At 40.2% G+C, this 13,294-nt stretch carries 13 protein-coding genes; 10 read left to right on the top strand and 3 right to left on the bottom strand.

The genetic code is table 11. The annotated features are described in order from the left end of the window. Positions 1-47: 47 nt before the first annotated feature. Together ACULLH_RS05115 and ACULLH_RS05110 are read left to right on the top strand one after the other, a co-directional pair. A complete protein-coding gene (locus tag ACULLH_RS05115; protein WP_454087645.1) occupies positions 48-749 on the top strand; it encodes a fibrobacter succinogenes major paralogous domain-containing protein in 702 nt (233 codons plus the stop codon). Between the two features lie 104 nt (positions 750-853). Beyond that, entirely contained in the window at positions 854-1,705 is an 852-nt protein-coding gene (locus ACULLH_RS05110; protein WP_454087644.1) for a YihY/virulence factor BrkB family protein, read from the top strand. Positions 1,706-1,753: 48 nt separating this feature from the next. Here ACULLH_RS05110 and ACULLH_RS05105 read toward each other — a convergent pair whose 3' ends face one another. Next, positions 1,754-1,924, bottom strand: a complete 171-nt coding sequence (locus ACULLH_RS05105) for a hypothetical protein (RefSeq protein WP_454087643.1) — start codon at positions 1,922-1,924, stop codon at positions 1,754-1,756. A gap of 209 nt (positions 1,925-2,133) precedes the next feature. Between ACULLH_RS05105 and ACULLH_RS05100 the strand changes: the two genes are divergently transcribed. Then, entirely contained in the window at positions 2,134-3,015 is an 882-nt protein-coding gene (locus tag ACULLH_RS05100; RefSeq protein ID WP_454087642.1) for a DUF5694 domain-containing protein, read from the top strand. Here ACULLH_RS05100 and ACULLH_RS05095 read toward each other — a convergent pair. After that, positions 3,012-3,455, bottom strand: a complete 444-nt coding sequence (locus ACULLH_RS05095) for a MarR family winged helix-turn-helix transcriptional regulator (RefSeq protein WP_454087641.1) — start codon at positions 3,453-3,455, stop codon at positions 3,012-3,014. The genes ACULLH_RS05100 and ACULLH_RS05095 overlap by 4 nt on opposite strands. Before the next feature lie 203 nt (positions 3,456-3,658). Between ACULLH_RS05095 and hppD the strand changes: the two genes are divergently transcribed. The 5 genes from hppD to hisC all read left to right on the top strand — a co-directional run bounded on the left by hppD (position 3,659) and on the right by hisC (position 9,462). Further along, positions 3,659-4,792, top strand: a complete 1,134-nt coding sequence (gene hppD, locus ACULLH_RS05090; RefSeq protein WP_454087640.1) for a 4-hydroxyphenylpyruvate dioxygenase — start codon at positions 3,659-3,661, stop codon at positions 4,790-4,792. A gap of 84 nt (positions 4,793-4,876) precedes the next feature. Next, on the top strand, positions 4,877-6,034 hold the full coding sequence (locus tag ACULLH_RS05085) for a homogentisate 1,2-dioxygenase (RefSeq protein WP_454087639.1): 1,158 nt from the start codon (positions 4,877-4,879) through the stop codon (positions 6,032-6,034). A gap of 118 nt (positions 6,035-6,152) precedes the next feature. Then, positions 6,153-7,373 (top strand): fumarylacetoacetase, encoded by a 1,221-nt coding sequence (fahA, locus tag ACULLH_RS05080; protein ID WP_454087638.1) that lies wholly within the window; start codon positions 6,153-6,155, stop codon positions 7,371-7,373. Between the two features lie 86 nt (positions 7,374-7,459). Beyond that, positions 7,460-8,365 (top strand): flavin reductase family protein, encoded by a 906-nt coding sequence (locus tag ACULLH_RS05075; protein WP_454087637.1) that lies wholly within the window; start codon positions 7,460-7,462, stop codon positions 8,363-8,365. After that, entirely contained in the window at positions 8,365-9,462 is a 1,098-nt protein-coding gene (gene hisC, locus ACULLH_RS05070; protein ID WP_454087636.1) for a histidinol-phosphate transaminase, read from the top strand. Before ACULLH_RS05075 ends, hisC begins: the two co-directional genes overlap by 1 nt. A gap of 12 nt (positions 9,463-9,474) precedes the next feature. Here the strand turns inward: hisC and ACULLH_RS05065 are convergent, their stop codons facing one another. Beyond that, on the bottom strand, positions 9,475-12,126 hold the full coding sequence (locus ACULLH_RS05065) for a DUF5916 domain-containing protein (RefSeq protein WP_454087635.1): 2,652 nt from the start codon (positions 12,124-12,126) through the stop codon (positions 9,475-9,477). A 245-nt stretch (positions 12,127-12,371) separates the two neighbouring features. Between ACULLH_RS05065 and rplM the strand changes: the two genes are divergently transcribed. Both rplM and rpsI read left to right on the top strand, forming a co-directional pair. Then, a complete protein-coding gene (gene rplM / locus ACULLH_RS05060; RefSeq protein ID WP_454087634.1) occupies positions 12,372-12,827 on the top strand; it encodes a 50S ribosomal protein L13 in 456 nt (151 codons plus the stop codon). Continuing rightward, positions 12,827-13,213 carry a 30S ribosomal protein S9 gene (gene rpsI / locus ACULLH_RS05055; RefSeq protein WP_454087633.1) on the top strand — a complete coding sequence of 129 codons (387 nt, stop codon included), beginning with the start codon at positions 12,827-12,829 and terminating at the stop codon, positions 13,211-13,213. The genes rplM and rpsI overlap by 1 nt, the downstream gene beginning before the upstream one ends. Positions 13,214-13,294 lie beyond the last annotated feature (81 nt).

The following is a 13,294-nucleotide window of genomic DNA, read 5'->3' as shown; positions in this document are numbered from 1 at the left end:
GCATACAACAGCACCAATTTTTAACAAAAAAATAAAACAAATAATTTATGCACAACCAAAGGATACTAATAATCATTTACCTCTTAATAATTTCCTGTTCAAGTAGTAATGAGAATCAAGAAACTGAAGCACCGGTAATTCAAACAGGAACTCTTCAGGATATAGAAGGAAATGTATATAAAACAGTAAAGATTGGTGCTCAATGGTGGATGGCAGAAAATCTAAAAACAACAAAATACAATGACGGACAGGAGATTCTCCACGAAATTATAAATCTTAATTGGTTTAATAACAAATCAGGTGCGTACGCATGGTATGGTAATGATTCCATTACTTATGCGAATACCTACGGCGCTCTATACAATTGGTATGCTGTGGACACTAAGAAATTGTGCCCTACTGGATGGCATATCCCAACACAAGATGATTGGATAACATTAATTCAGAGTGCTGGAGATTTTGCAGGTATGAGATTGAGGGAATCGGGCCATGCTAATTGGCAAAAATCCGATATACTTGACAACAATTCTCCAGAAAGTGACAAGACAAGGTTCGCTGCTCGACCAGGTGGTGTTAGACATTCACTGGGAGATTTCAGTCTTCTAGGTAGGGAAGGTGGTTGGTGGTCAGCACGATTAATAGAAGAGGGGCGTGCTGAAAAAATAAGATTAAGATACAATTTTGTGGATATGGAATTCTCCACAAATTACACCAACTTAGGGAATTCTTGTCGGTGTGTTAAAGATTGATGTAAATTTTCTTGAATAATTGGAAAATTTTCAGATTCTTCGGACCCTCTCAACTTCTGTTGTTCAAATTTGAAGGTACAGTGGATTAAATATGACAATTGAATATGTTTAATTTTTTTAAAGAGGTCTTCAATCACTTTTTTAATAGCAACACCTTTCAAAAAGGAGCAGCCTTGGCGTATTACGCCGTGTTTTCCATTTTTCCCATCATCATAATTTTGATCTCTATCTTGGGAATGGTGTTTGGTAAACAGGCGGTATCGGGTGAGATTTTCATCCAATTAAAAGATGTTTTGGGCAATGATGCTGCTTTGCAGATTCAAGACATGATTAAAAATCAACACGTCAACCACAACTCAATATTCACAACAATTATCGGATTCATTACCCTTGGGTTGAGTGCTTCTGGGATGCTGAATCAAATCCATAATGCATTCAATGATATCTGGGGTATCAAGGCTAAACCTAAAAGTAGCATCATTCGATATTTTACCAAGCATTTGGCTTCGTTCGCTGTACTCATAGCGTTGTTTTTTATTCTGTTGCTAAGCACTTTGACGAATGCTTTTCTTATTAGACATGGCGCGAACCTTCATCCGGATTATGAATTTTCATTTGCATATGAACACTTGACCTCATTCCTGATCGTTTCGCTCATGTTTGCCATTATGTTCAGGTTTTTGGGAGATACCAAGATACATTGGAAACCCGCGCTGCTCAGTGGACTGTTTACAGGGCTACTCTTTGTTGTTGGAAAAATTGGAATTGGAATGTATTTGGGAAAGGCCCATCTGGCTACAACTTTTGGTTCCGCTAGTGTATTGGCCCTTATAATGCTCTGGGTGTATTATACATCCCAAATTATATTTTTAGGAGCCTCCTTTGTAAAAGTTTTGAGTACCAAAATGAAATACAAAATCGTACCCAGCAAAAATGCAGTAAGCATTGACGCATAAAAAAAGCGCCAAACATGGCGCTTTTTCATTCGCTACAATTTATTTTACTTACCAGCCGAAAGCTAGCTTTAGCTTTGACTTTCTTTCTTTTTTTGCGTTTTTCTTCTTTATCTCTTTTTCTATTTCCCTAACGCGGGCCTCTTTCTCAAAATGTGCAAACATTTCCATGGAAAAAGGATATGCTTGCCATAAAGTTGGATAATGAACTAACTTTTTCATAATGAAACATTTTTTAAGAATAAGTCGGCAAAATTCAAGTGATTTCTACAGCAAGAAATGGTTTGTATTATCCAATATCTATACTTTTTTAACCTGGATACGCCATTGGATTCCTCATTCTTACAAAAATCAATTCAAAGTACTTCTATCAAAGTGCAACAATCCAATGTTTTTTACATCTTTTAGCCATAGCTAATCAATTAACTCCTATGAATTCAAATTACAATTCGCTGATATTATATTTTCTTTTTGCTATATTATTTTTTAATGACCTAAACGTTTCGGCGCAAACAAAGCTAGATCGTTCCCTTGAAGAAGTAGAACCTCAATTAATGGATTATGACTCCTTGACCATTTCTAAAGTAATGGTCCTTGGCACCTTTCACTTTGACAAGTCGGTTTTGAATACCGAAAAACAAAAATCCATTATCCAACTTGTTGAAATTCTAAAAAAGTATAAGCCAACCAAAATTGTTTTGGAATGGGAACCTTCGGCATCCGAACTGGCAAATAAAAATTATCAGGAGTTCCAGGAAAACCCAACATTTATAACCAACAAGGAAAATGAAGTATTTCAATTGGGTTTTCGCTTGGCCAAAACAATGCGCCACGAAAGTTTATTTTTTTTCGACAACCAGACCGAATTCATTGGATCCCTTCAGGATTTTTCCTTTGACAGCTTTAGCGAATACGCTCAAAAAAATGATCCAGGTTTTTTTGACAAATACGAGAAGAAGATTATTGAAACCTTTAGACATAATCAAAACCTTTTAAAAAAAATGTCTCTTTTAGATCAAATTGTCTTGCGCAACTCACCCCGGGCACAACAAATTAACGCACAAAGAATGCACAGTTATGAGGTTAGGGTAGGTATTCAAAAAAACTGGATTGGCCCGGATTGGTTAGGAAGGTGGTACAGAAGAAATGTTAGAATGTTAGCGAATGTTATCAAAATGAACAAACCAAATGATCGAATTTTAGTTATTGTCGGGGATAATCATAAATGGACATTGGATATGTTATTTGAAAACACTCCCGAATTTGAGTTGGTTTCCAGCTGGGAATTTTTCAATAAAGAACTAGAAAATTAATGATGGTAGTTTTCCCAAATTTGGTCCAGCACCTTTAAAAAAGTTTCAAATTCTTTCTTATCCAAACCCTTAATGGCCTGTCTGCGCAATAGGTTGGCATGGGGTTCAATGGTGGCAATTACGCCCTTTCCTTTGGAAGTCAGCTCCAGTTTAAAGCGTTTCATATCACCATCAAACCGGGTTTTGGTTATCCACCCCTTACGCTCAAGGCCCCCAATAACGCGAGAAGTAGTGGCGCGGTTCCTAAAGTTGGATTTTACAATATCGGATTGGGAAACATCATCTCCCAATTGGTAAATGCGATAAAGAATCACCCATTGTTCAATGGTAAGGTCAATTTCCAACTCCTTGAACTTTCTCAGATAAGCATCCTGCACCTTGCGTAGGACCAGATCCAAGTGTAATCCAATTCCCGATATTTCATCAATACGATTGAGCATAAATGCTTATTCTATCATCCTGAGCTTGTCTAAGCCTATAAACTTCCTAAAATCACACTTCGAAAAGCTTAAAGTGGTAATGACAAATTTAAGAGAACAATTTTAACAATTATTTGCACCACCATTGCTAAATATTATTTCAAATTTATTATTTTTGTTGCATCAACAACAATTTTTAATTTTACAATCAAAATATAGCACCTATGGAAACATCTACATTACCCAAATTGCACGATGCAGCCAAAGATTTTATGCCGATCAACGGTACCGATTATTTAGAGCTTTATGTGAGCAATTCCAAACAGGCTGCACATTTTTATAAAACTGCTTTCGGATTTCAATCCTTGGCCTATGCTGGTCTTGAAACCGGTTTAAAAGATAAGGAAAGTTATGTGGTGGTTCAAGATAAGATTCGTTTGGTATTGACATCTCCTCTACGAAGTGGTACTGATATAGGTAGACATATTGATCAGCATGGAGATGGTGTCAAAGTGGTAGCCCTATGGGTAGATGATGCCACTTATGCTTACAACACGGCCATAGAAAAAGGCGCCAAATCCTATATGGAACCACAAACGGAGGAAGATGAGCACGGAAAAATAGTTCGCTCAGGCATCTACACCTATGGTGAAACTGTCCATATTTTTGTGGAAAGAAAAGACTACAATGGCATTTTTATGCCTGGATACAAAAAATGGGAAACTCCTGATTACAACCCAGAACCAACGGGTCTAAAATATGTCGATCACATGGTAGGGAATGTCGATTGGAACAGAATGAACCATTGGGTGGAGTTTTATGAAAACGTCATGGGCTTTGTCAACATCCTTTCCTTTGATGACGATGACATTTCAACAGAGTATACCGCTTTGATGAGCAAAGTGATGAGCAACGGCAACGGAAGGATCAAATTTCCTATCAACGAACCAGCGGAAGGCAAGAAAAAATCACAAGTTGAGGAATATCTTGACTTTTATGAAGGCGAAGGTGTTCAGCATATTGCTGTGGCAACCGATGACATCATTTCCACGGTAAAACAGTTGAGAAGTCGTGGAGTTGAGTTCCTTAGGGTTCCAGATACATACTACGAAGCTGTTACAGATCGTGTAGGTAAAATCGATGAAGATATCGCACCGCTAAGGGAATTGGGGATTTTGGTAGACCGTGATGACGAAGGGTACTTACTCCAGATTTTCACGCGTCCGGTAGAGCCAAGACCTACCATGTTCTTTGAAATTATACAAAGAAAGGGCGCACAATCATTTGGAAAAGGTAACTTTAAGGCACTGTTCGAAGCTATTGAGCGCGAACAAGAAGTCAGGGGAACTTTACATTAATAAGCTATCAGTGTTGAGTTTTGAGTAAACAGTGAACAGTTTTTTAACTCATAACCCAACACTTTTAACTCATAACTCATAACCATGCCCATTTATCATAAACTCGGGAAAATCCCACAGAAAAGACATACCCAGTTTACCAAACCGGATGGTGGCCTTTATTACGAGCAGTTGTTCGGCACCATAGGGTTTGATGGAATGTCATCGCTGCTTTACCAAAACCATAGACCTACACAGGTTAAGGAAATCGGCAAGGCCATTGATGTAAGACCTAAAATTGCGGTAGAAAAAAACATAACTTCAAGAAAGCTCATTGGGTTTGATGTTGCTCCAAAAGATGATTTTTTGGAAGCTCGTGAGCCGCTTTTGGTAAACAATGACATCCATATTGGACTGGCAGCACCCAAAAAATCATTGACATCCTACTTTTATAAAAATGCTGATGCCGATGAAATGTTGTTCATTCATAAAGGGTCGGGCACTCTGCGAACCTTTGTGGGCAATATTCCTTTTGAGTACGGGGATTATCTGATCATCCCGCGCGGTATGATCTATCAAATAGAGTTCGACAGCGAGGATAACCGCATCCTATATTCGGAATCGTTTCGCCCAATCTATACACCAAAAAGATATAGAAATTGGTTTGGACAATTGTTGGAACACTCTCCTTTCTGTGAGCGGGACTATAAGTTACCCCAGGATTTGGAGACCTATGATGAGAAGGGTGATTTTTTGATCAAAGTCAAAAAACAAGGGATGCTGCATAGCTTGGTTTATGCTACACACCCATTTGACGTTGTGGGCTGGGATGGCTATAACTATCCCTACGGATTTTCCATCCATAATTTTGAACCCATTACTGGCCGGGTACATCAACCACCTCCAGTGCATCAAACATTTGAAACCGATGCTTTTGTGATATGCTCTTTCTGTCCAAGATTGTACGATTATCATCCAAAGGCTATTCCAGCACCATACAACCATTCCAACATAGATTCTGATGAGGTCCTGTATTATGTTGATGGAGATTTTATGAGCAGAACCAATATTGCCAAGGGCCATATTTCACTGCATCCATCTGGAATTCCACATGGGCCTCACCCGGGCACCTATGAAGCAAGTATCGGCAAAAAGGAAACCTTGGAGCTCGCTGTGATGATCGACACATTCAAACCCCTGCAGGTTACGGAAAACGCATTGAAAATAGATGACGGCAGTTACTACAAGTCTTGGGTGGAGTAATTCATTAGCACATAATGTCATTCCCATGAAAATGAGAATCCAAAACAAAGAAAAATTAGATTCCTGCCGGAGTTTATGCTGAGCCAGACGAAGCGCAGGAATGACACAAAGAATTTATATGATCATAAACATACCTGAAAACTCAGATTTTTCAATTCACAATATTCCCTTTGGAATTTTTTCAACTGAAGATAGAAGCCCAAGGGCTGGCGTGGCCATCGGTGAACATATTTTAGATTTGGTAGCAGTGGCCGAATTGGACGTATTCGATTTTAACACCGCCGTTCTTGAAAAAGAAGTCCTGAACGATTTCATTTCCTTGGGCAAGAAGATAACCAATAGGGTTCGAAAAGATATTCAACATTGGCTTCAAGATGAAGATTCGGTTTTGGCCGGAAAGCCTGAACTTTTTGTACTTCAATCGGATGCCCAGATGCATATGCCCGTTTACATTGGCGATTACACCGACTTTTACTCCAGTATTGAACATGCCACCAACGTGGGCACAATGTTTCGCGACCCTGCGAAGGCGTTAATGCCCAATTGGAAACATATTCCCGTAGGGTATCACGGTAGGGCCAGCTCCATTATTGCCAGTGGAGAACCTATTCATAGACCAAAGGGACAAACGCTTCCGAAGGATGCTGAGACTCCAATCTTTGGCCCTTCGCAACGCTTGGATTTTGAATTGGAAATGGGCTTTATTACGGGAAAAAATACAAATATCGGAGCGTCCATTTCAACAGATGAGGCCGAAGATTATATTTTCGGAATGGTCCTGCTCAACGATTGGTCGGCCCGAGATATTCAAAAATGGGAATACGTTCCCTTGGGGCCATTTTTGGCCAAAAATTTTGCCTCGCACATCTCTCCATGGATTGTTACCTTGGAAGCCTTGGATCCTTTTAGGGTTTCTGGGCCTGAACAAAATCCAAAAGTTCTCCCGTATTTGGAATTTGAAGGCACAAAAAATTACGATATCAAGCTTGAGGTTGGCATTGCACCTGAAAATGTTGAAGAGCAAGTTGTTTGCCATTCCAACTTCAAATACATGTACTGGAACATGGCGCAGCAGTTGGCACACCACACTGTGAATGGATGCAACATCAATATTGGTGACCTTTATGGTTCTGGAACTATTTCTGGAAAGGATGAAAATTCATACGGTTCCATGTTGGAGCTGGCTTGGATGGGAACCAAACCCCTTAAAATGAAAGATGGTTCGGAGCGTAAGTTCATACAAGATGGGGACACCGTAATCATGAGAGGTTATGCGGAAAAAGGCGATATTCGTGTTGGATTTGGTGATGTCAGCGCTAAAGTGCTTCCTGCCAAATAACATAGCTTTGTCATTCCCGAGAAATCGGGAACCTCTTTGTCTAATTATAGATTCCTGCCTTCGCAGGAATGACAATTAAAAAATCAATGACGAAAACCATAGATCCAATAGCAATTCCGCAACCTGATTTGCATGCATATTTGCTTTCTGCCGTGGCTCCAAGGCCCATTTGCTTTGCAAGTACCATTGATTCAGATGGTAACGTGAATTTGAGTCCTTTTAGCTTTTTCAATGTATTCAGCTCCAACCCTCCTCTTATGATTTTCTCGCCAGCGCGAAGTGGAAGGGATAATTCGCTCAAACATTCACACCAAAATGTAAAAGAGGTGCCGGAAGTGGTCATTAATATTGTGGACTTCCCGTTGGTGGAACAAATGTCACTTTCCAGCACTGCCTATGAAAAAGGAGTCAACGAATTTGTAAAATCTGGATTAACCGAGGTGCCCAGTGAAAAGGTTCGACCTCCGCGTGTTGCGGAAGCTCCCGTTTCCTTTGAATGTTCGGTGACCGAGGTCATTGAGCTGGCAGATACTCCAGGAGCAGGGAATTTAATTTTAGCCAAAGTAGAGCTTATCCATATTAATGAAGCTTTTTTGGATGAAGAAGGAAAATTAGATCCCAAAAAATTGGATTTGGTTGGCAGAATGGGTGGTAATTGGTATACCCGGGCTAGTGGAGATGCGCTGTTTGAAATTCCGAAGCCTATCAGAACCAAAGGTATCGGTGTGGATCAACTACCGGAAGGAGTTCGAAAAAGCGATGTTTTGACCGGAAACAACCTAGGACGATTGGGCAATATGGAGCAGCTTCCCACAAACGGTGAAGTTGAGGAAATTGCTCAAGACGATGAGATCAGGATGCTCTCCAAAAAATTAAAAAACGATCCAAAAAAGCTTAAAACCGAATTGCATTGGGTGGCACAACAAGTTTTAAATGAAAACAACGCTGCAAAAGCGTTGGCCATATTGATGTACGCTGAACAACTAAGCTAATGAGCAACGAAATCGAATCTATTTTCAAGCCTTATTTACAGCCCAAAAAAGCTTATGAGGGTGGCAAGGGCATTCCAGCCAATGGCGGACAGAAAATCTATAAACTTTCTTCCAACGAAAATCCCTTGGGCCAATCCCCCATGGCTACCGAAGCTTTGATAGCAGCGGCTAAAAATGTTCATATTTATCCGGATCAAACCGATATCCGGTTACGAAAAGCCCTAGTGGATGATTTTAAGGGCGAACTCTCCGTTTTCCAATTCATCTGCGGAAATAGTGGTTCCGAAATCATTGATATGATTCTGCGCGCCTTTATCAATGAAGGTGATGAGGTCATTTTTTCCAATCCATGTTTTTTGCCCTACTCGGTTTTCTCAAGGTGGTATGGCGCAAAGCAAATCGATGTTCCCCTAAAGGAACCCGATTATTCATTGGATGTTGAAGGAATTTTGGCAGCAATAACGGATAAAACGAAGATTGTATTCTTGACCAGCCCAAACAATCCGACAGGGACGTATATTCCGAAAGCCATTCTGGATGATTTTCTATCTCGAATTCCAAAAAACATCGTAGTTGTACTTGACGAAGTGTATCGTCATTTTGCCGATGCTGATGATTATGTCTCTGGGCTACCCTATGTAAAAGAAAATCATAACCTAATCGCCATTAATAGTTTTTCAAAAACATATGGTTTGGCTGGACAGCGGATTGGGTATTGCTACACTACGAAGAAAATAGCACAATACCTAAGACAAATACACAAACCCTTTTTGCTTCCCCATACTTCGACGGAAGCTGCCATTGGAGCACTGAATGATGTTGAATTTGTTCAAAATACGGTCAGGACTGTCATTGAAGGCCGAAAATTTCTTTCTGAAGCTTTTGACAGGCTCGGCATTAAATACTGGCCTACCCAAGCAAATTTCTTTTTGGTCGATCCTCCGTTACCGGAATTTGAGTTTACCGACTTTCTAATGCAACATGGCGTCATGGTAAGGCCTGTCTCCCAATTTGGAGCTCCCGGGAAAGTTCGCATTACGATTGGGGATCACGAAGCCAATAAGGCTTTGGTTTCAGCACTGGAAAAACTGGGTTGATTCAAAAAGGTTTTATAAAACGAACCTATAGGTTGCTTTCAACAGGAAAATATTCTGTGGTTTTTGACCTAATATATTGTCTCCCAAACTGGACAACAATCCATCTGATGGGTCCCCATTTTGAGAAACATCTTGGGACCAAACCAGAAAAATTTCAGATCCCGGGATATATTCCCAACGTATTACCAGATTGGAACGAAATTGGACAAAGGAAAAATCCGGATTACCGAAACTAAAGTCTTCGACCCCATTTAAATTCTCATCTATTGAATAGGTGTCATCCACCAAAGTGACCTGATTTCCTTGGTAAGCTTGAAATCTATCTTCAAATTGTTTTGCTGTTGGATTGACGATATGTTTAAAGTTGGAATAACGTCCTCTCGAAATAAAAGGTTGGCCCCAATATTGAATGGTCAAATTTGGATTGATGGTATAGTTCAACCGAAAAGACATGCTCAACGTTCTTTGTTGAATATGACCATTAAGATATCTTGGCGACCCATTTACATCATCAAAATTATCAATGAACTGCAACCTGTCATTATTGGTACTCAAGGATGGGAAGGCAGAAATGCGCAAAGCATTTATGGGTTGATAAGTTGCTCCCGCTTCAACATAATAAAAGCGATAAGATTTGTCAAACGCCCTACTTCCACGTTGAAACATGCTAAAACTCAATTTTTTTCTTCTATCTGTGCTGATACTATTCCACATATTGATTCCCGAAGACTGCCTCAATCTAGGACCTCCCCGCAATGCAAAATTGGAATATTGCATCGCCGTATACGTCATTCCCAAATTTGTAAACCAGTTGTTTTTCCAATTTTGCCAGCTGTTGGTATTAAAGCGCAACACATTATGGTTTCCATTAAAATCCCATGCACTCCAATGGTTGTAGTTAATGCCCACCCTTCTAAATGTGCTATCGGGCTTTAGAGTTTGGTAGCCAATCCAAGTGTAATGACGAATATCATCCGCTTGCCTTTGAAAACCGATATCGTTCAATTCTAGTTCCGGGGAGCGCCATGTCGCACCGGATTCAAACTTCCAATGCCCGTTACCTACCTTCCCAATCTGAAGGTTCCCTCCTGTACCGGAGAGGGATGTTCTTGTTGTATCCAATTCTATGTGATCAGCCCCAACACGTTGAAAGAGATGGGTGATTGACTCCTGTGTATTTTTTATGGATTCCTGGCTACCGGTCACATGGCTAAAGATGATATTTCCCCCAACATACCAGTCACGTTCGTTCCATTGATGTTTGAAATCTATTCCTCCCGTAAATGCAGATTTGTGCAGAAAATCCAATTCTTGGGTCAGGTCATCCCGATTTGTGGCAGTAAAAATTCCCCCGATATACGAATTTCGATTATTAAAATCTTTTTGAAGCCTTCCCACAAAATAATTGGTCAATGGCTCCACTACCTCTTTGCGTTCTTCCCCCACATCGTTGCTTATCAGCGCATATTTTTTGGCCGTAACACTTTCCAGTATTCCGATGGCCCAGCCGTCCTTGGTTTTGCCGCTAAATTTAGCCGCTCCAATTATCGGTGTGTTATCGGGTTGGTCCACAAATTCATTGTCCGACGTATTGGGAGAACCCTGGGGACTTCTTCCAATTCTTCGCGAATAAAAAACATTGTCAAAGCCAAAAGTATCCCCAGCCTCGGACCGTGAGATCCTGAAGTCGAAAATGTTCTTGTTCTCAACAAAAAATGGTCGTTGTTCCCTAAAGAATATTTGAAATCCATCCAAGGCAATGGCAGATGGATCAGCCTCAACTTGGCCAAAATCAGGGTTTACGGTCAAATCAAGTGTCAAATCGTTGGTGACCCCAATTTTGGCATCCAGTCCCACGGTTACATCATTTTCGCTTCCATCCCTAAAGGGATTTCCATCTTCCGCCTCATAGGTTTCTGCGCTGGTCACCGTATAGGGTTGAATCTCCAATTGGTTCTGTGGCTCAATCTGCTTAAGTCCATGTAATTCTCCAAATTCGCTGACCCAACCTGGTGTATCTATGGGTTTCCGCTGCCAAAGCGAACGTTCTTCAGCCCTAAAAAATCTTCGGGTGGATTGTAACCCCCAGACTTGTTCATCTTCCTTCCCAAATTTGAGTTGGCTCAAGGGAATCCGCAACTCGGCGGTCCAACCCTCATGATCAACGTTTGTTTTGGTGTACCATATTGGATTCCAACTATCATCCCAATTGTTACCGTTATTAGAAACAAACTCATCGCCTTTTACCCCAGCCGCCGTAACGCTGAATGAAAATGAAGTTCGTTTGTCGTGATAGCTGTCTATATTGAATTCAATCCAATCACCTTCAAAACCATCCCTTCTAGACAATCGTTTGACAATTTTATCGGGTTCGGAATCGTAACATCTTACACCTATATATAGGTTCTTACTGTCGTAAACAATTTTGAACTTGGTTTGATGGCTTGGTGGAGTGTTCTCGTCGGGTTGAAATTCGACATAATCCCCGGCCCATTCAACAAGGTCCCATGCCTCATCCGTTAAAAGACCATCTACAATGGGTGGTAAAGTTTGCTCTATGGGTTTGGTAACATAAATCTTTTTGGGAACTATCTCTGTGGAATCTTGCGCATGGACATAAGTAGCACAGAAAATAAGCGTGAAGAAAATGATTAACCTTTTCACTTTGCTCGTTTTTTGATTGATTAGCTACCTTAAAGACCCACAAAAATTCAAACAGTTACACCCATCCATACTTTTATATCATTTTTAACAAACCATGGCTGAATCATCCCTGCAACTTTTTAACTTTGCCGGCCGATTGGAAAAAGTAAAAAAATTCCAAATCAACCATTTGTAATTCAATCTAATAATTGTACATTTGCAGCCCGTTTAACGGGATAGGTTTTTAAATCAATAATATTCTAGAAGTGGACACATTAAGTTATAAGACTATTTCTGCCAATAAAGCTACCGTTGACAAGCAATGGTTGTTGGTTGACGCTGAGGGACAAACGCTAGGTAGATTGGCATCAAAAGTAGCCAAGTTGCTTAGAGGAAAACATAAGCCCAATTTTACTCCCCATGTTGATTGTGGTGACAATGTAATTGTTATCAATGCAGAGAAAATCAACCTAACTGGGAACAAATGGGAGGATAAAGAATATCAGAGATATACAGGTTATCCAGGAGGACAGCGTTCCACTTCAGCTAAAGATTTGTTGACCAAGCACCCAGAGCGTATCATTGAAAAATCCGTTAAGGGGATGCTTCCAAAAAACAGATTGGGAGCTGACTTGTTCAGAAACCTAAAAGTATATGCCGGTGCAGAACACGGTCAGGAAGCACAAAAACCAAAAGCAATAAACTTAAACGACTTTAAATAATGGAAGTGGTTCATAAGATTGGTAGAAGAAAAACTGCTGTAGCAAGAGTATATGTTTCTGAAGGAAAAGGAAACATTACCATCAACAAAAAGGATTTGAACGATTACTTTACTACAGCAACATTGCAATATAAAGTAAAGCAGCCGTTTGCATTGACTGGTAATGAGGATGCATTTGATGTCAAGGTGAATGTTTATGGTGGAGGAATCACTGGTCAGGCTGAAGCAGTTCGTTTGGCTTTGTCCAGAGCAATGTGTGAAATAAATGAAGAGAACAGAGCCGTTCTTAAGCCAGAAGGTTTATTGACTAGGGATCCGAGAATGGTGGAAAGAAAGAAATTCGGTCAGAAGAAAGCCCGTAAGAAATTCCAGTTCTCTAAACGTTAATATGTTCAGGTGCTTTGCACCGAATCTATATAAGTTCATTGAAAACCCTGAAGCATTTGTTTATTTCAGGGTTATATTTTT

This window comes from Flagellimonas sp. 2504JD4-2 (genome assembly GCF_053642935.1).
Note: the sequence above shows the minus strand (reverse complement) of the source record. Positions and strands in the feature narration are given on the sequence as shown.

Excerpts from the sequence above, each read along its gene's own strand:
- ACULLH_RS05115 (WP_454087645.1), top strand. The coding sequence starts at position 48 with ATGCACAACCAAAGGATACTAATAATCATTTACCTCTTAATAATTTCC.
- ACULLH_RS05110 (WP_454087644.1), top strand. The coding sequence starts at position 854 with ATGTTTAATTTTTTTAAAGAGGTCTTCAATCACTTTTTTAATAGCAAC.
- ACULLH_RS05105 (WP_454087643.1), bottom strand. The coding sequence starts at position 1,924 with ATGAAAAAGTTAGTTCATTATCCAACTTTATGGCAAGCATATCCTTTT.
- ACULLH_RS05100 (WP_454087642.1), top strand. The coding sequence starts at position 2,134 with ATGAATTCAAATTACAATTCGCTGATATTATATTTTCTTTTTGCTATA.
- ACULLH_RS05095 (WP_454087641.1), bottom strand. The coding sequence starts at position 3,455 with ATGCTCAATCGTATTGATGAAATATCGGGAATTGGATTACACTTGGAT.
- hppD (WP_454087640.1), top strand. The coding sequence starts at position 3,659 with ATGGAAACATCTACATTACCCAAATTGCACGATGCAGCCAAAGATTTT.
- ACULLH_RS05085 (WP_454087639.1), top strand. The coding sequence starts at position 4,877 with ATGCCCATTTATCATAAACTCGGGAAAATCCCACAGAAAAGACATACC.
- fahA (WP_454087638.1), top strand. The coding sequence starts at position 6,153 with ATGATCATAAACATACCTGAAAACTCAGATTTTTCAATTCACAATATT.
- ACULLH_RS05075 (WP_454087637.1), top strand. The coding sequence starts at position 7,460 with ATGACGAAAACCATAGATCCAATAGCAATTCCGCAACCTGATTTGCAT.
- hisC (WP_454087636.1), top strand. The coding sequence starts at position 8,365 with ATGAGCAACGAAATCGAATCTATTTTCAAGCCTTATTTACAGCCCAAA.
- rpsI (WP_454087633.1), top strand. The coding sequence starts at position 12,827 with ATGGAAGTGGTTCATAAGATTGGTAGAAGAAAAACTGCTGTAGCAAGA.